General features: G+C 43.9%; 15 protein-coding genes. 11 read left to right on the plus strand and 4 right to left on the minus strand.

The window, feature by feature from the left end:
• Positions 1 to 194 precede the first annotated feature (194 nt).
• Positions 195 to 626 (plus strand): hypothetical protein, encoded by a 432-nt coding sequence (locus MHN79_RS13110; protein WP_239173257.1) that lies wholly within the window; start codon positions 195 to 197, stop codon positions 624 to 626.
• Positions 626 to 850 carry a hypothetical protein gene (locus tag MHN79_RS13115; RefSeq protein ID WP_239173258.1) on the plus strand — a complete coding sequence of 75 codons (225 nt, stop codon included), beginning with the start codon at positions 626 to 628 and terminating at the stop codon, positions 848 to 850. The genes MHN79_RS13110 and MHN79_RS13115 overlap by 1 nt, the downstream gene beginning before the upstream one ends.
• On the opposite strand, the gene MHN79_RS13120 is transcribed toward MHN79_RS13115, so the two are convergent.
• The 4 genes from MHN79_RS13120 to MHN79_RS13135 all read right to left on the minus strand — a co-directional run bounded on the left by MHN79_RS13120 (position 809) and on the right by MHN79_RS13135 (position 6457).
• On the minus strand, positions 809 to 1948 hold the full coding sequence (locus MHN79_RS13120) for a tetratricopeptide repeat protein (RefSeq protein ID WP_239173259.1): 1140 nt from the start codon (positions 1946 to 1948) through the stop codon (positions 809 to 811). The two genes, MHN79_RS13115 and MHN79_RS13120, sit on opposite strands and share 42 nt — an antisense overlap.
• A 589-nt stretch (positions 1949 to 2537) precedes the next feature.
• Positions 2538 to 3311, minus strand: coding sequence for a hypothetical protein (locus MHN79_RS13125; RefSeq protein ID WP_160928043.1), 774 nt, complete (start codon positions 3309 to 3311; stop codon positions 2538 to 2540).
• A 350-nt stretch (positions 3312 to 3661) separates the two neighbouring features.
• On the minus strand, positions 3662 to 4774 hold the full coding sequence (locus tag MHN79_RS13130; RefSeq protein WP_239173260.1) for an outer membrane protein transport protein: 1113 nt from the start codon (positions 4772 to 4774) through the stop codon (positions 3662 to 3664).
• Between the two features lie 132 nt (positions 4775 to 4906).
• Entirely contained in the window at positions 4907 to 6457 is a 1551-nt protein-coding gene (locus MHN79_RS13135) for an arylsulfatase (RefSeq protein WP_239173310.1), read from the minus strand.
• A 343-nt stretch (positions 6458 to 6800) separates the two neighbouring features.
• On the opposite strand from MHN79_RS13135, the gene MHN79_RS13140 reads away from it, so the two are divergent.
• The 9 genes from MHN79_RS13140 to MHN79_RS13180 all read left to right on the plus strand — a co-directional run bounded on the left by MHN79_RS13140 (position 6801) and on the right by MHN79_RS13180 (position 18715).
• Positions 6801 to 8348 carry an arylsulfatase gene (locus MHN79_RS13140; protein WP_239173261.1) on the plus strand — a complete coding sequence of 516 codons (1548 nt, stop codon included), beginning with the start codon at positions 6801 to 6803 and terminating at the stop codon, positions 8346 to 8348.
• Positions 8349 to 8501: 153 nt separating this feature from the next.
• Positions 8502 to 10820: a cytochrome c3 family protein gene (locus MHN79_RS13145; protein WP_239173262.1), complete on the plus strand. Its 2319-nt coding sequence runs from the start codon at positions 8502 to 8504 to the stop codon at positions 10818 to 10820.
• Positions 10821 to 10934: 114 nt separating this feature from the next.
• Entirely contained in the window at positions 10935 to 11918 is a 984-nt protein-coding gene (locus tag MHN79_RS13150; RefSeq protein WP_239173263.1) for a MoxR family ATPase, read from the plus strand.
• Between the two features lie 12 nt (positions 11919 to 11930).
• Entirely contained in the window at positions 11931 to 12893 is a 963-nt protein-coding gene (locus MHN79_RS13155; protein ID WP_239173264.1) for a DUF58 domain-containing protein, read from the plus strand.
• The gene (locus tag MHN79_RS13160; RefSeq protein WP_239173265.1) at positions 12894 to 13436 is read left to right on the plus strand and encodes a DUF4381 domain-containing protein; all 543 of its coding nucleotides are present in this window, start codon (positions 12894 to 12896) and stop codon (positions 13434 to 13436) included.
• Positions 13429 to 14520, plus strand: coding sequence for a VWA domain-containing protein (locus MHN79_RS13165; RefSeq protein WP_239173266.1), 1092 nt, complete (start codon positions 13429 to 13431; stop codon positions 14518 to 14520). Before MHN79_RS13160 ends, MHN79_RS13165 begins: the two co-directional genes overlap by 8 nt.
• Positions 14513 to 16228 (plus strand): VWA domain-containing protein, encoded by a 1716-nt coding sequence (locus MHN79_RS13170; RefSeq protein ID WP_239173267.1) that lies wholly within the window; start codon positions 14513 to 14515, stop codon positions 16226 to 16228. Before MHN79_RS13165 ends, MHN79_RS13170 begins: the two co-directional genes overlap by 8 nt.
• Entirely contained in the window at positions 16228 to 17538 is a 1311-nt protein-coding gene (locus tag MHN79_RS13175) for a hypothetical protein (RefSeq protein ID WP_239173268.1), read from the plus strand. The genes MHN79_RS13170 and MHN79_RS13175 overlap by 1 nt, the downstream gene beginning before the upstream one ends.
• A 283-nt stretch (positions 17539 to 17821) precedes the next feature.
• On the plus strand, positions 17822 to 18715 hold the full coding sequence (locus tag MHN79_RS13180; RefSeq protein WP_239173269.1) for an iron-siderophore ABC transporter substrate-binding protein: 894 nt from the start codon (positions 17822 to 17824) through the stop codon (positions 18713 to 18715).
• The last annotated feature ends 28 nt before the right edge of the window (positions 18716 to 18743 follow it).

Raw genomic sequence — 18743 nt, forward strand, 5'->3', positions numbered from 1 at the left:
CTAAGGCTGTTTATCGACAATAACGTTTTATGCATATTTGCAACTTCGGTAGGTATATTAGCATTCGTATTTGATGTTGTGATTTCTTTGATAATACCCAAAGATGAACCTCCAAATTGGAATACATTTTGTAGCTAGCCAAATGTCATGGGAAACAGCGGGTAAAGAAAAAAAGTTTTGGGAGTGCGTCAGTAATGCAGCTATATAAACTTGTGGCGTCTATCGCTTTATTAACTGGATGTGCTGCTCAAGCAGATACGGAACAGTCAATTACCGCTTGGGTTGAGAAAACAGATAAATGTGTGGCCATGACAGAAGAAAGCACAGCAAGTTTTCCTGATAATTCTTGGTTCCAGTCTTTGGATATGGAGAAGAAAAAGGGAGTTACATTTTACCTCTATCAAGAGAAGCTGTATGGCTGTTCAAAGCGAGAATCGGACGCTTTGATGCAGTCTTTGACTCAAAGTGAAAATAAAACGTTAATTAAGTTCTTTTCGGGGCTGGGAGCGTTCGCCAAGCCAGACTCAAAATTTATAGATGGGATTGATGCTGAGCAACTGAAGAAACTCTCAAATAATGTAGACTTGTTTAACCTTAGAAAAGTAGGTAAAGAGTTAAATTTTTGATGTCGTTAAATGAAATTGGTGCTTCTTTCGATAGTGACATCAAGCGCCAGAATATAGGCCATGCCATGCCATGCCATGCCATGCCAGGCCAGTTTGTTGATGCCTTACCAGAGCTCAGTTTGGCGCAAGGGTTTAAGTCATGGGATGTAAACTCGACCTTAGCGCCAATGAGCGGTACTAACTCACTGTATCAGTGTCGGAATAGGGCAATAAGTTTTACTTAGTTTGCTATTTAGGCAGTCTCGATAGGTTCTTTCCGCTTGAGCCGTTTTTTCTATAGAAAGTTCTTGTTTGATCGTATTGAGAAGTGAGTCCATATCTCTGTTGTTGGTTGATGCGATTTTTGCCCATACATAGGCGCTTTCATAGCTTTGCTTAACAATCAATCCACCAAAAAACATTCTTGCGAGATCTTGTTGTGCGTTAATTTGGCCACCGATGGCAGATTGAGTGCACCAGTGCACCGCCTTTTTATAACTTACCTCTATTTCATCGCCGTTAAAGTACATATGACATAACTGCAGTTGGGCATTCGGGTCGCCTGCTTTTGCCAGTGTGTCAGCTTGTTGATATGTCAGCTTATTAAGCGCAAGGTAGTTTTGCATGCCCTGGTAATTGTTTCTCTGTGCGGCTGTTTGAAACCACTCTTTAGCAGTTTGTTTATTTTGCTTAACACCTTGGCCATTTCGATACATCAAGCCTAAAAAATTAGCGGCTGCGCCATCACCATTGTTTGCGGCAAGCAAATACCAATGTTTGGCTTTGGTATAATCGAGTTCGACCCCTTGGCCGTTTGCGTATAAAAGACCAATATTTCGTTGTGCAGGTGCAAAGCCTTGCTGGGCCGATTTCTTATACAGAGCCATAGCTTTTTGGTAGCCAAGTTGAGTTCCACTTCGCTTGTAAGTAAAAGCTAGGCTGTTTTGAGCAGGCGCATAGCCCTGATCAGCGGCTTTTCTATACCAACGAGCAGACGTTGCGATATTTTGAAATGGCATGTTTCCGCTTTCATGCATCCAGCCAAGCTTGTCTTGAGCATACTTGTTTCCTTGCTCAGCCGCTTTTTGATACCAGTTTTTGGCTTTGTAGTAGTCAAGTTCAACTTGGTTGCCGAGCTCATAAGCTTGGCCGAGATAGAGCTGTGCCGAATCACTGCCGTTATTTGCAGCTTGTTTTATTTCTTGAAGCGGAAGATTGTCAAACTCGGTTTGAAGACGTGTCGGGTTGTCATTATCCCAACGAATTGTGACTCCCTTAAGCGCCTTCGCGGAGAACGAAAGCATCAAAACGAGGAAACATAATGAATAGAGTAATTGACGCACAGTTAAAAACCTTAGAATAATAATTTTCCAAGTAATATATCACTAATTTTTATTTAACTCTTGTTAATAAGTCGATGAAGATTATCGAAAAATCACCAGCTAGGTTTAGTAGCTGGTGATGAGAGTGGGTAAGTGGGGGGAGCGCTTTAATGACTGTTCCAACTGTAACCTAAGCTGAGAAAGTACAGCGCTGGGTCATTAAATTGCGCGATGGTATTGCCTAGTTAATATTATGGAGTATCTAAGTTAATTATGCCTGAAAACTTAGTAGGTTTCTTTGTTGGACCATTTTGACGTTTAGACTGATCGTTATCATCTAGTTGCTGCTCGAAGTTAGGCTTTAAAGCAGTTTGGTAATCTATTTGACCAAAGGAGGTAAGAAGCCGATTTTTCCTGCCAAGTTTTAGCTTGATTGAAGAACTTCAATGATATAATATAGTTCGGTTTATCTAATCATATTTCATTTCTCTTATATGCATATTACAGAAATGACACAGGCTTCTCAACATTACCTTTTCTTTAGTTTCTTTAGTTTCTTTAGTTTCTTTAGGCCATAATTCTTACTTAAATTGTTTTTGAAGCTCACCACTTATCGAAGGTCAAAGTAACTACCTAGTAAAAGTCTATTATCTCCTTTGATAGAAGCTGTACCACGATGAATAAAACGAGTATCAACAAAAATTACCGAACCTGCCTTTGCCTCTACTGATATTTTGGTTACTCTAGGGTTTTCGAGTAATTTTAACTCCTCATTTGAACACAAATGTCCGTACGAGCCATTTTTTCCTGAGAGAACATACTCTAATTCCTTGTGCTTGCGTGCGGGGTCACGAGAATAACTATTTTCATAAATTACAAAGGGGCAATTCTCCTTACCTACATCATTTAAATATAAGAATATCTTGAATCGTTTCCTCCAATCATCAAAGTGAGGAATGTCTGCTGAGGAACGTTTACCTATGGTGCCTTTCACTTCAAACATACTTTGATACCTGGTACCATGCCCTCCTAGGTAACTTGCTCCTATTTCGTCAAAGTACTCACAAAAGAAAGGGGATAATTCATTCCTTCTATCTGCTGCTAAGTACCTTTCTACACCGTAATCTGGAAAAGATAAGTGTAACTTATCATCTTGAGCCGTTTTACCGGAGTGCTTTTTAGCAGCGTCAAGCATAATTTGGGTCGTTTCCTTATCGAAATACTCTGAAGCGAGGTAGTAGCCCTTTTCATTTACGGCTTCTAGCACGTTTTTTTGAAACTCATCTCGTCCCTCAAAGTCGATTTTAGTGTTTTTTATATATCTAGGTTCATCCCAAAAAGAGTGTTTGGCATGTTTCAATATCGATCTTAGTTGAGTAGACATTACTAAATCCTTTTTTAATGTAGATGTTTCAATCTCTATGATTGTTGATAGGGGCTTTCAAATATCATTTGAACATGATTTATTTTAGTAATCCTGTGATTAAATTATAAATCAAAATAGCGTGCGTATCTCTGTATATACTCACAAATTCACGTTTAATAAAATTCTTGATTTTTTACTAATGATCTGATTAATGCCTCTGAGTCTTCGGCTCTTCAGCCCTGTTAAGTCATTCTACTAACTAAAGTATTAATTTTGGTTATTATTAAGTAATTAATAGATATTATTGAGTTGAAAATTCATGTTATATATTTATAATTATCCTCTAAATTTGGTAATAGAGCAGCGATTTATTTGCTGTTCCAGCTGTAACCTAAGCTGAGAAAGTACAGCGCTGGGTCATTAAATTGCGCGATGGTACTACCATTTGGTCCTTGGAACTCTGACGAATCAATCAAGGTCGCTTCTAGCGCGATAGAAAGGGTATTGGTATTATCTAATCGGTAGTCGATGCCTGATCCTATACGATAAGCTTTACCGGCTGGGATGGTGATATCGCCATGGGATTGATCGGCATACATGCTCGAATCATAAGCAAAGCCTGCGTTCCATGTTAAACGCTGATTAACTTTGTATTGAGTGCCAAGGGCGACTTGATAGGTATCTTGAGTGTCTGCGCCCATTATGGTTTGGTAATCACTCCAGTCTTGCCAATTGAGGTTACCCATTACAGCAAGTTTATCGTTGATATTGTGGAAGGCGCTGAAGATGACCTGTTGAGGCGCAAGTGCGTCACTGGTATCAAATTCAAATTCAGTTTCGTTGGTGTAAGCTAAACCAATTCGAGTGTCAGAACTAAATTCGTATAATAAACCTAATTTGCCATTAACTTGGACATCGGTGTCGTGTTGGTCGATGTTGACTGCGTTTGAATTAGTTGAGTGTGCTTCTAAGTCGAAAATGCCGTAGTGAATGCCTAACGAGGCTCCCACAGATAATTGCTCGTTGACTCGGTATGACGCCGACGGTTGGAATGTCAGTGCTTGAGTGGTCGCACTAGGTATTTCTAAACGAGAAAATAAATGCTCATATTGTAGGCCTAAGCCGTAGTTACCGTAAAAGCCCGCGCCGACTGTCCATTTATCGTTGAGCTGCTGGCTGTAGAAAGCTGAGCCTAAAGGCACATATCGAATCGTATTGCCTGCATCACCGCCGCCTATGGTATCCAGAGTGGCATCGCCGTAGAGGTTGATAAAGTTACCTGAAAAAGACTGTCCTTCTACATTGGCAAGGCCAGCGGGGTTGGCCGCGATAACTGAAGAATCTTGGGCTCTAGCTGCCATACCAGCAGAGGCTAACCCGATATCCGTGGTTGATGTTTCGTAAAGGTAGAGCCCGCCGGCATGGGCGCTGCTGATCAGTATCATTGGCGCTACAGCAATGAATTTATTAATTGTTTTCATGGTAAACCTGCAAATTTCTATACCATTAATGGACACTGTGTTGGATGACGCCTGCTGATTAAGCGGCGTCATTGTTGGCCTTAAGTTAAGCCTTAAGGTAGCGCGTCCCTGCGCTTAGGACCTATTCTTGGACTACTGCTTTTTTAGTTCATCAAGCTGCTTCAGCTTTTGCTGCAAAGAGAGCGAGCGATAGCTCATATCAGCTGGATTCATGGTTTCACCTTGTTGCAGCGGGTAGTCTTGAAGCGTGCTGGTGAATTTGCCAACCACATCTTGGATTGGAACAAATAGCCACATATTGTCTGCCATCCATCTCAGATACATCCCTGATTCCTTCGGCGCTTTCTCAAACGGGTCGGCGCGCAAGTGAATGATCTGAGGCCAGTTCGGCGTAGCTCGTGTTGCGTCAGAAATATTCCCTTCCATAGTGGCAAAGTTGAGTTTCCAATCATTCCATCTCACGGCATTAAGCTCACCATTGGATGAGAAATACATCAGAGATTCACGTGGACCTTTCTCTTGTTTGCCTTGGAAGTAAGGCATGAAGTTGTAGCCATCAATATGAACGCGCCAATTCTTGCCGTTTGCTTTATATCCTTTGGCCAATTTCTCTTTGACATCTGGGACACCAGCGGCGGAAAGTAGGGTAGGTAACCAGTCTTGGTGAGCCATCATATCGTTATACTTGGATCCTGGTTTGATCACACCTGGCCAGCGAACCAACTGAGGGACTCGCATGCCGCCTTCCCACGTGGTGCCTTTTTCTCCATGGAAAGGAGTGGCACCGCCGTCTGGCCAAGTCACGGTTTCTGCCCCGTTATCGGTTGAATAGATGACAATGGTATTGTCAGCAACGCCGAGTTCATCGAGCTTATCGAGTAAGATGCCGACTTGGTCATCATGCTCTAGCATGCCGTCAGCATAGATACTGACTCCAGACTTGCCGCGATACTTCTCTTGTAAACGCGTCCAAACATGCATGCGTGTGGTGTTATGCCAGATAAAGAAAGGCTTGTCTGCCTTGACCGCTTTCTCCATAAAGGCGAGTGAGGTTTCGAGGAACTCTTCGTCAGCATGTTCCATACGCTTTCGCGTCATAGGGCCAGTGTCTTCAATTTTGCCGTCAGCAAAGGATTTAATTACCCCGCGCGGACCATAGTTTTTGCGAAATTCTGGATCTTTAGGATAGTAGTAAGTCTCTGGCTCTTCTTCTGCATTGAGGTGGTAGAGATTACCAAAGAACTCATCAAACCCATGATTGGTAGGCAAGTGTTGGTCTTGATCGCCTAAATGGTTTTTACCAAATTGGGCCGTCATATAACCTTGTTCTTTTAGGAGATCGGCGATAGTCGGTGCCCAATCCGGTATTCCATGTGAGGATCCTGGCATACCAATAGTGAGCAATCCGGTACGAAACGGCTCTTCACCTGTTATGAAGGCTGCGCGCCCGGCGGTACAAGACTGTTGTCCATAGTGATCAGTGAAGAGTGCGCCTTCATTGGCAATACGATCTATGTTCGGGGTTTCGTATCCCATCATGCCTTGGTTGTACGCACTGATATTCCAATAACCCACATCATCGCCAAAGATCGCGAGAATATTGGGTTTATCTGCGGCCACTGCTGCGCTTGAGGTCGCGAGTATGCCGATACCAATAGCAAGCTTGCTCATTTGGTTAGCCATAAAAACTCCAAATTGGTTAGTAAGTTGAAAACGAGTGTTGGGTGCTAACACTTCGTTGCTGACTAACATAATGCGCTACTTGCTAAGCGTCGCTTTATACTGCATATAACCATAGGTTATAGAGATTCATAAGTACTTGTTTATAAGTGGTATTACATGAATTTGTATTAAAAGACAGCGTGTGTGGTTCTAGACTTATATCACGTTACTTCATTTAGACATCATGATTATAAGATCTGGGTTTGAGTTCAGATATTTTTATGCTACTAGGTTCGCATTGATCTGTTTTGTCGACTATAAGTTTGTGTGCGCAAAGCATTTTCTATTACAAACAGAGGTTTATATGACAGTGAAATATGGCGTTAAACGCCGGCTAGCGATTCTTGCCGCGGCTTTACTTGGCGTAACGACAAGCAGTATCGCCGCAGACAAACCCAACATTCTGGTTATTTGGGGTGACGATATCGGGCAAACCAACGTCAGTGCTTATACGTTTGGCTTGGTGGGCTACAAAACACCCAACATAGATAGCATTGCCAAAGAGGGCATGATGTTCACCGATTATTATGGTGAGCAATCTTGTACTGCTGGGCGTGCAACCTTTATCACTGGTCAAACCGTATTGAGAACAGGCTTAAGTAAAGTCGGTCTGCCAGGCGCAGATCTAGGTTTACAAGCCGAAGACGTCACCATTGCTGAACTTTTGAAACCTCTGGGCTACATGACAGGGCAATTTGGTAAAAATCACCTTGGTGATAAAGACGAGCATCTTCCCACCAATCATGGATTTGATGAGTTCTTTGGTAATCTCTACCACCTCAATGCAGAAGAAGAACCTGAAAACGTAGATTATCCGAAAGATCCTGAGTTTCGTAAGAAATTTGGTCCACGTGGGGTGATTAAGTCTTATGCGGACGGAAAGATAGAAGACACAGGTCCATTAACTCGTAAGCGCATGGAAACGGTCGATGAAGAGACTCTGGATGCAGCGCTCGATTTTATGGATCGTTCAGTAAAAGCCAACAAACCTTTCTTTGTGTGGTGGAATGCGACTCGAATGCATTTCCGCACTCATGTTAAAGAAGAGCATTTAGGTAAAACAGGGATCAGCTACTATGCAGATGCCATGGTAGAACACGACAATCATGTTGGTCAGCTGCTGAAAAAAGTCGACGAGCTTGGCGTAAAAGACAATACCATCGTCTTTTATTCAACAGACAATGGCCCTCACATGAATACTTGGCCTGACGCGGGTATCACACCATTCCGTGGCGAGAAGAACACTAACTGGGAAGGCGCCTTCCGTGTTCCAGCCATGGTTCGTTGGCCAGGTAAAATCAAGGCGGGTAGTGTGTCTAATGAAATTATGCATCATATGGATTGGATGCCAACTTTCTTAGCCGCCGCTGGACAAAGTGATGTCAAAGAAAAATTGGTCAAAGGCGAGTCCGTTGGTGGAACTAATTATAAAGTTCACCTTGATGGCTATAACTTCTTGCCTTATTTAACCGGTGAGGAGAGAAAAGGGCCGCGTGAAGAAGTCTTCTATTTCTCTGACGATGGCGATCTTACCGCTCTTCGCTATAACAACTGGAAGATCGTCTTTATGGAGCAAAGAGTAGAAGGTACTTTGCGAATCTGGGCTGAACCCTTTGTCGCACTTCGTTTACCTAAGATCTTCAACCTGAGAATGGATCCGTATGAAGTTGCAGATATTACGTCCAATACTTATTACGACTGGATGCTAGATCGTGCGTATATGCTGGTACCGGCGCAAGCGTATGTGGGTAAATTCTTAGAAACGTTTGCTGAGTTCCCACCAAGACAAAAAGCGGCCAGTTTCTCGCTCGATCAAGTTATGGAGAAACTTCAGGAAAGCCATAACAAGTAAATTGGTCAATAGAATCTATCAGGGCCCTTCAGTGGCCCTTTTTTGATCTTGGTATGAGTTCTCCCTTTAATGATGTGCAATTTGTTGTATTTGAAAGGAAATATCTTCTATCTTTGCTGAGAAAAAATTAAAACAACTCTTATAAGGGCAGTCATGACTCAGTGGGCAAGTCGTAATCAGGCGATACAACGTCTATTTGTGCTCGTCATTTTTCTGGTGTGGACGCAAAGTGTGTTTTCAGAAACTTCTCAATCAACCAAGCCTTTAATGGCTGATTTTGTCGGTACTCAAGCTTGTGTTGATTGTCACCAAAAACAGTTTACCGCATGGAAAGGTTCCCATCACGATATGGCCATGAAACACGCCGATCCGCAGTCTGTTTTGGGTGACTTCAATGATTACGTTTTCAATTTTAATGGCAAAGCGAATCGTTTCTATCGTAAAAATGACCAATACTGGGTGAATGTTCAAGGTGCGGATGGCAACTGGCACGATTATAAAGTCAGTTACACCTTTGGATGGCAACCGCTTCAGCAATACATGGTTGAGTTTGGTGACGGAAGAGTCCAACTACTGCCTTTTGCTTGGGACTCAAGACGTAAAGAGGAAGGGGGACAACGCTGGTTTCACCTTTACCCAGAAACCACTCCGACCGATGAGTTTTATTGGACTAATTCAGGACAAAACTGGAATTTCATGTGTGCCGATTGCCACTCTACCAATGTACAGAAAAATTATGATGCCCAGTTAAATACTTACTCTACTACTTGGTCTGAGATTAACGTTGGTTGTGAGGCATGTCATGGCCCTGCCAGTAAGCATATGGAATTGGCGCAATCTGACAAGCTTTCAAAACAAGCGATAGGACACCTAGGTTTTGACCGCGATTTATCCAAAGCGGTGAAAGAATGGGTACAAAAAGAAGGCCACAGCACGTTACAGCCCAAAGAGATTGTTATGACCCAGCAAGTACAAACCTGTGCGCAGTGTCATAGTCGACGAACACAGCTCAATGAAACGGGCGATCATGTTAATGACTCATTTTTTGACAAATATCGTCTGAGTTTAATTACGCCAGAGCTCTATCATTACGACGGTCAAATATACGATGAAGTCTATGTTTATGGATCATTTTTACAATCTGAGATGGCGAAGAAAGGCGTGACCTGCACTAACTGTCATGACCCGCATAATGCACAGCTCAAGATAGCGGAAGAAGCGGTGTGCTTGCAGTGTCATTCGGCATCTGAGTACAGCCCAGAAAAACATACTTTCCATACGGCGGGTACAAAAGCATCAAAATGCACCACTTGCCACATGCCTGAAACGACGTATATGCAAGTTGATCCTCGTCGCGACCATAGTTGGCATGTGCCACGTCCAGATCTTAGTCAGCATATCAACACGCCGAATGTCTGCACATCTTGTCACGAGGACAAAACGGCGCAATGGGCCGATGCACAAATCGGTAAGTGGTATCCGAACTCGACCTTTCGTAACCAACGCCATTTCTCGCTTGCTTTCTACGCTGATGCCATTGGCCATCGTGGTGCTCCCGATGCCCTGGCATTCTCGGCTCAGGACTCTTCTCTAAGTGATATTATCCGCGCGTCGGCACTTGAGCGAATGGGAGGCAATACTGGGCAAAATACCCTAGTGTCACTGGCTCGTTCGGTAAAACATGATGATGAAATGATCCGTCTTGGCGCTATTGCAGGCTCTTCGGGGTACTCCTTTAGTGATAGGTGGCAAATCCTAGAGCCTTTATTGAGTGATCCAGTTTTGTCTGTGCGAGCGGAAGCCGCAGGCGCTTTGGTTCGCTCATATTCCGAAATGAACCCACTTCAAAAAGAGAAGCTCCAACCTGCGCTTGATGATTATAAGCGCATTCAGATATTTAACTCGGATAGGGGCTTTGGCAGAACCAATCTTGGTAATCTCTATCGCGATCTCGGAGAAACCGATAAGGCGATTGACGCATACAACAAGGCAATAGAGATAGAGCCCTATTTTGAAAATAGCTACGTGAATTTAGCTGATTTGTATCGCGCGCAAAATAAGGAAACCAAAGCGATAGAGGTGCTCAGCGCCGGAATGAAAGCTCAGCCTAAATCGAGCGCATTGCCCTACAGTGCGGGTTTAGCGTGGTTAAGGCGCGGTAACGATAATAAAGCGATGAAGCTCTTGAAGCAGGCTGCCGAAACCGCCAAGCGTAATCCACATTATTGGTACGTTTATGGATTGGCGCTGGAAAAAACCAATGTTCTGGCGGCTAGTCAAGCGCTCAATACTGCTTATGAGGTGGGTGGCGATCCTCAACACCTTTACGCTGAGTGTGATGTCTTGGCTCGTAATTATAAAGCTGGCGGTATCGCCTTCGCTTTTGAGCAGTGCGTAAATCGATTGAGTAAGCAGGTGCCTCCCCAAGTGGTTGAGCAACTGAGGGCTAAGGTCGTCGGAGCGGGTGGATAAGAATGCGATTAAGCAAGAATTTACGATTGGGTAGCTATTAAGTTTATAACCAATAGTTATAGCGCTTGTGAGTAGGATGTACACAGCAATCACAATGCATATTGAGGGAATAGGATGAATCATGTACAGCAAGCCATAAACGAGTTGATAAAACGCACCGAAGAAAGTGTGATTGGACAGAGTCATGTGGTTCAAGCTTTGGTCATCAGTTTGCTCACCAATGGACATGTGTTACTTGAAGGTCTTCCGGGTACGGCCAAGACTCGTTCTGTAAAGTCACTCGCGCAAAGGCTAAACACAAGTTTTGGCCGTATTCAGTTCACCCCAGATTTGCTGCCCTCTGATGTGACAGGGACAGAAGTTTATCAGGAGCTAGAAGGGAAACCTCAGCTCATGTTTCAAGCAGGGCCGATTTTTAACAGTATTGTATTAGCCGATGAAGTAAACCGTGCGCCAGCCAAGGTTCAAGCGGCGCTGCTGGAAGCGATGGCAGAAGGCACCATCACTGTCGGTGATAAAACTCACGTGCTCCCTGAGCTCTTTATGGTGCTCGCTACTCAAAACCCTGTTGAACAAGAAGGAACCTATCCATTGCCTGAAGCGCAAATGGATAGGTTTATTATGAAGGTCACCGTTGAATACCCAGAAGATGAGGCAGAGCGTGATATCATTCGTCTGGTACGAAGTGAAGAGCAGGGTGCTAAAACCTCAGTGACGCCCGAAAATGCGTGGCATATAGACTCAGATTTAGTGATGGAGGCACGTCGTCAGTTGCCTGAAATGACAGTTTCTGATTTGGTTGAAAACTACATTGTTGCGTTAGTAATGGCCACGCGCAAGCCAGAGCGTTACCCCAATTCTCAGTTAACAAAATGGCTGGAAATAGGCGCCAGCCCGCGTGCTTCCATCGCTTTGGATAAATGCTCAAGGGCTTATGCATGGTTACAGGGGCGTGACCACGTAACGCCAGATGATGTCCGTGCTATGGCTCCCTCCGTACTTGGCCATCGCTTTTCCCTGTCCTATGATGCCCTTGCAGACGGTGTCGACCACAAGCGGGTAGTGATAGAGCTGCTTGACCACGTAGAAATCGGATAGGCGGGCAGCATTATGGCTCGGCCGAAAATTGCTCCAAAAAATCAGGGACTTGATCCTCGTTTGTATTGTGAGTACGCAGGCTTGGTCCGTCTGCAAGCTCAAGTCGAATCGTTCAGCTTACTGCCTCATTTAAACTCAGGTAGTGTGTTATCGGGCAGGCATCACTCCCTTTTTCGTGGCCGTGGTTTGAACTTTGAGGAATTGCGCCATTACCAAACAGGCGACGATATTCGTAATCTCGACTGGAAAGTGACCATGCGCACCGGAAAACCACATGTGCGCAGCTACACAGAAGAAAAAGATCGTAACGTGATAATTTGCATTGATCAGCGTAGCGGAATGTTTTTCTCTTCAACCCAAGTAATGAAGTCGGTTGTGGCCGCTGAATTAGGTGCGATGTGTGGATGGCGAGTGTTAAAAGATGGTGATAGGGTCGGGTTTGTGATTGCAGCGGACAACGAATTGTATCACAGCAAAGCAAAGCGTTCTCAGTATGACTTATTGGCCCAACTAAAGCGACTATCCAAGGCGAATCAACGTTTAAATGTACAGTCACTCAATTCAGATAAGGTCGATTTTGGGCATTGGGTTTCGCTCTTGAAACGAATGAAGCTTAAACAATCGACTTTCATCATTATCAGTGACTGGCGAGATTGTGAAGATCATCATCTCGATCATTTAAAGCAGCTTCAGCAGCACAACGATGTATTGGCCGTCACCATTAGCGATCCCTTTGAGCAAGCATTACCCAAAGACTTAGTGAAAATGAAATGGGTGATTGGAGATGGCCGCTATCAGCTAAACCTCGACAACCAAACAAAAGTAGCAGCTGCAAGCGCTGGGTTGGCAGAACAAACCACTAAGCAGAGGCAGTCTGTAGCAGAATTGATGGCGATGAAAAGATTGCCTCATATCGAGCTGGATACTTCAGGAAACCATATCGCTCAATTTAAAAAGCAGGTGGGGAGACGATAAATGGCTCAAACTCATACACCTCCAAGTACCTATATTCTGCGTGATCTTCATGATGTTGCTGTGCCAGAGAGCGTTAGCTGGCTGCCTCAGACCCTAGGTTGGAAAATTCTAGCAGCTGCCTGTTTTGTCTTATTTCTCTACTGGTTATATCGTATCGCCTCTCATTGGTGGCATAACCGCTATCGCAGTGAAGCCGCTCAGGCAATATCACAACTGCAATTCAATCAGGATAGCGATGCAAAAGAGTTATTTTCAATTATGAAAATTGTTCTTATCTACCTCGACAGCAGTAACGCGCCTTTATTTGACGAAAAGTTTTTGCATAAGCTTGATGAATTAAACCCTAAGGGTGTCCAATTTACCGATGATGTTAGCAAGCGCTGGGTTAAAAGTGTCTTTGACCCAAATATCTCGCTTGATGCTTCAGAATGCGCTTTATTGAAACAACGCGCACTGGCTTGGATGAAAAGTCATAATTATCGAGAGACCAAGCCACTAGTTAAAACATGCTTGCGTCGATTGGTAGGGGGAAAGTATGAATGATTTTCTTTCCCTGATCAGCCAACTATCCCGTGTTGAATTTGATCATCCCATTTGGTTTTTAATGCTGCCGTTACCCTTAGTTATTTATTATTTGGTTCCTGCTTATCGCACTAAGCAAGTGGCGATAAAAGTCCCTTTTTTCAATTTGTTAGTTAAAGCCATCGGAGAAACCCCTTCAGAGGGGGCGAGCCAATTAACGCCAACCTGGTGGCAGCGTGCAACACTCGCTTTGTCTTGGATGTTGGTAGTGACAGCGCTCGCTAAACCTAGCATTCTTGGCGCCCCGCAAGTGCGTGAAAGTTTGGGCCGCGACGTGATGGTGCTTGTTGATTTGTCGGGCTCGATGGCAGAGCAAGACTTTGTATCTAAGCAAGGTAAGTCAGTGACACGTTTAGACGCTGTGAAAGAGGTTCTGGCTGATTTTGTCAAAACCAGACAAGGTGATCGGCTCGGATTAATTCTTTTTGGTGACGCTGCTTTTGTTCAAACCCCTTTTACGGCCGACCAACAAGTATGGCTAGAACTGCTACAGCAAACTGATGTGGCAATGGCCGGGCAAAGTACACATCTTGGCGACGCTATTGGTCTTGCGATAAAAGTGTTTGAGCAAAGCGCCAAGTACGAACAAGCACTTGATAGAAAGAGAGAAAAAGTCGCTATCGCTTTGACCGATGGTAATGATACGGGCAGTTTTGTAGAGCCGATAGACGCGGCGAAAGTGGCAAAGGCAAAAGGGGTACGTATTCATGTTATTGCTATGGGCAACCCGAAAACAGTGGGAGAAAATGCACTGGATAAAGACACCATAATGCGAATTGCACAGGATTCAGGTGGTGAAGCCTTTGAAGCGCTCAATCGTGACGAGCTTGAGAGGGCCTATGCGCGAATCAGTGAATTAGAACCACAGTTATATAACAGCACGACCTATCGGCCAAAACAAAGTCTTCACCATTACTTGATAGTTTGGGTTGTGCTGATGTATTTAACCGCATTCTTGCTTGCGACTATTAAACGCAAACGGCTGTTGAGCCGCAGCCTATCATCTTCGATTGGGGCTGATATGTCTGGAGAGAAACATGGTTAACAGCTTAGACATCGAACAGTTTGTGACTCAGTTTCACTTTATCCGTCCACTTTGGCTATTGGCCTTTATCCCTATGTTGTTGCTTTTGTGGTTGCGATGGCGAGAAGAGAGTAAGCCGAGTTGGAAGGATGTATTGCCCGAGCATCTGCGCCAAGCTCTCACTTTGGGTGAACAGGGCTGGCGCAAACAATTACCTTTAAAGTTGTTAGTCGTGATCATTGGGCTTGCGATAATCGCTTGTGCTGGTCCCACTTGGCATCGCCAAGCCTCACCTTTTGGTGAAGATAAGGCGTCTATGCTAGTTGTCATGGATACCAGCGATTCAATGCTACAGAAAGATCTGCCCCCCAGTCGTTTAGAGCGTGCAAAACACAAAATACATGATTTGTTGTTAGCAAGAAAGGGAGGGCGAACAGGATTAATTGTGTATGCTGGCTCCGCCCATGTAGCTATGCCCATTACCCAAGACAGCGAAGTATTTGCGCCTTTCTTAGCGGCTATTTCGCCTGACATTATGCCCAAAAAAGGGAAAATGGCCGAAGAAGCATTGCCTCTTATCGATCAACAATTGCAAGGTCAACTTGGCGCAACTGTGCTTCTGGTGACCGATGGTGTTAATCCGACCACGATACAAGCCTATAAAGCCTATTTTTCCAACAAGCCCTATCAGTTGTTAATTTTAGCCACTGGCAATTCGGATGTGATCTCTGATCGTCCGCTTGATATAAATTCGCTCAAGCAGCTCGCTAGCGAGACTTATGGGCACCTTGTGGAAGTGACGGTGGATAATGCTGATATTGAGGCATTAAACCACTATGTAGAGCGCAATATGCAGCTCAATGGGGATTCGGCTATGCCGTGGCAAGATATGGGCTATCAATTGCTGATCCCCATCGCTTTGATTATGTTGCTTTGGTTTCGTAAAGGCTGGTTGGTGCAATGGTGTTTATTGGCAACTATTTCTATTACCGCATTTGCTCCTCATCAGGTTTTAGCGCAAACCGTATCATTGAAAGCCGAGACAAGCGAGGTGCTCGAGGAGCGAACGACAATAGATCGAATGTCTCAATGGTGGTGGGACTTGTGGCTGACACCCAATCAGCAAGGTCAGCGTTGGTTTAATCGCAAAGATTACCTAGAGGCTGCCAAGCACTTTACCGATCCGCTAAGGAAAGGGACGGCGTATTACTATGCTGGCGAGTATAAGCTTGCCCACAGTGCCTTTCTCGAAACGCAGAGTAACTCATCACAAACAACAAAAGACCTAGGGCTATATAATGCCGCAAGTGCGCTTGCTCGTCAGCGAGAATACCTAGCTGCGCGAGATGTCCTTCAATCTTTGGCTGATAGGGATACGTTAAGCGAACCACTAAAGTCAGATGTGGCTCATAACCTCAAGGTGATCCAAGGTATTGTTAAAGAAATTAATCGAACCAGTGAGAGTCAAGCAGGCACAGAAAATGATGCCTCAAAAGAGCTGGGTGACAACCCGCAAACCGCCGAGGGAGCGGATGAGAAAACGTCGTCAGAATTGATGATCAAAGAGACCTTAAGTGCCAATGAACTTCTTGCCGACCAAGAATTGGCCGATAAGTGGTTAAAGCGAGTAGAGGCCGACCCAAAATATTTTCTGCAGGCCAAATTTCATATCCAACTGCGTGAGAGATCTGCTCTTGTTAGTCGCTCTGAAAAAGAGGAGCAAGAATAATGAAAATTGTATTTCAAACAAGCCGATTTCGTTACTTTTTATCAGTGGTTTTGTCATTAATCGCGCTAGTGGCTATCTCAACACCTAGTCAAGTACTTGCCCAAAATATTCAAGACCTTGAGCGCAGTAACGACATTGAACTTCGAACTTGGGTTGGCAAGCAGAATGATGTGAGAAATGATCGAAAAACGCAGTCATTCAGCATTAATGAACAAGTTATTTTATACATTGAGGTTGCCACTCCACGCTGGTTTACCGGCGGTACTCGCATTGGCCGCATCGAGATACCCAATGTTATTGCCAAGCAGCGCAACCAGCTTGCGACCAATTACACTGAGAAAAAACAAGGCAAAACTTGGTCTAGACAACGTTGGGAAGTAACCCTCTATCCCCAATCTTCGGGTAAGTTTGTAGTTCCACCTGTTCCAGTAAGTGTTCAAGTGTCAGCACCTAATGGCAAGTCAGTATCGGGTACTTTGTATACTAGGCCAATACGTTTTGAAGCCAAATTGCCTTCTGGTTTGGTAAGCGTTGAGGGGCAGTGGTTTACTGCGACCGATGTGGATGTCAAACAGACTTGGTCAACGTCTAATGATGAACTTAAAGTGGGTGATGCTATTACGCGAACTGTAGTTATTAATGCCAAAGACAGTCTGTCAGTCCTACTGCCCGATATCCTATCTGATCGTGCAACGCCACAATATCAAGCATACCCTAAGCCCAATAAATTGGCAGATACCGCCACGCGTGGTGATTATCAGTCAAGTCGTGTGGAAGAAATGGTATATGTGATCCAGCAAGGTGGTGAATTAAGCTTACCTGAATACCAATTTCAGTGGTGGAACAGCAAAACCAAACAACTTGAAACACACACAGTGGCAGGGAAAATCTTTATCGCTAAACAGACATTTCAGTCATTCGTTCGAGCCTATTCGCTATGGTTTTATATCGCTGCTGTAATCATTTTAGCCACGGGTCTTATGTTACTGACTGCTCGACGATACTATTGCAATCATCCTAGGCCCGCTTGGTGGGTGCTCAATCGCTTGCTCAAAGATGAGCGATGGAGTGATGCACGAACTTTCTTGTATCGACATCTACGAATGAATACCAATGAATTAGAAATGAGCAAATTGTTGACATCAGACACTTGGCTTAAACAGAGTGGCCGATTTCAAGATGGAGACAAAAACAGACATTTGTTTGTGTCGTTGTGGAAAGTGATAAAAGGAATGAGAACGAGTCGATTTAGGTTAGCAAGCTTCAAAGCACTTCCTAGACTTGCAAAAGCTCAGAGAAATCGATCATGATACCCTTCATTTAAGCCTGCCGACATCCTCGTACTTCTTGGAACTTAATCTGGCGATAAAGCTGCCGCCTATAAATAATATCAGCATCTGGCCTCACCCCAGATGCATTTATAGGTATCATAATATTAAGCTTTGAATCTAATGAATTATTTATCGAACAAACAGTATGGTGTATAGTTCCGTCCGGCTCTCACCTATGAGACATTTAGTATCTGTACTTATATGTTAAATTGGGACCTCTGAAGTCTAGTATTATTTGAACTCAAAACTTAGGAAGTGATTAGTGAGACGAGTCTCGATCTTTTTGACCATTTTTTTGGCGTTGTCGGCTAGGGCATTGGAAATCCATCATGACTATGGGACGGAATCATTTGAACGAGTACCTAAAAAAGTTATTACCCTAGATTGGACTTTAGCTGAGACGTTGATCAGCCTAGGCATTCAGCCGCAAGGTATCGCTGATGTCTCGGGCTATAATACTTGGGTATCACAACCTAAGCTAGGGACGAATGTTGTTGATGTGGGTAAACGTCGTGAGCCTAATATTGTCCGGATAGCTGAGCTGAAGCCAGATGTGATATTGATTAGCGGTTATATGGCTTCTTCTTACCACGAATTAACAAAAATTGCTCCGGTCTTAGTTTATTCAGTCTATAACACTGAAAAAGCGCCACTTCTATCTGCTATGTCCATAACGAGATCGTTAGGTTCCTTATTTGGTAAGCAAAGTAATGCTGAAAAAGTCATCCAGCAAACGGAAGACCATCTAAAAGAGAATGCCAATAAAATAAAAATGAAAAACATTCCTACTAAGCCTTTATTGTTTGTTCGTTTGATGAATGAAGGTACGCTGCGCATTCATAGTGAAGGTTCTCTTGTCCAATCAGTAATAGATAAAATGAACTTGAAAAACGATTGGCATGAGGAAACGAATATTTGGGGTTTTACAACGACTGGCGTTGAGAAAATTGCCAACCACCAGCAGGCAAATGTGCTGATATTTGGGCCTCTCATGGATGACGAACGAGAGCTTCTGTCTAAATCACCTCTTTGGCAGGAAATGAGATTTACTCAAACAAATTCGGTTTATGAACTACCCGTTATCTGGAGCTTTGGCAGTCTTATATCAGCGCAAAGGTTAAGTGATAGTATTACGGAGCAGTTGCTCGGTAAGTAACTTAAGTCAGATTGGATAATGGTAAAAA

This window comes from Vibrio sp. Of14-4 (genome assembly GCF_022347625.1).
Classification (GTDB): Bacteria; Pseudomonadota; Gammaproteobacteria; order Enterobacterales; family Vibrionaceae; genus Vibrio; species Vibrio pristinus.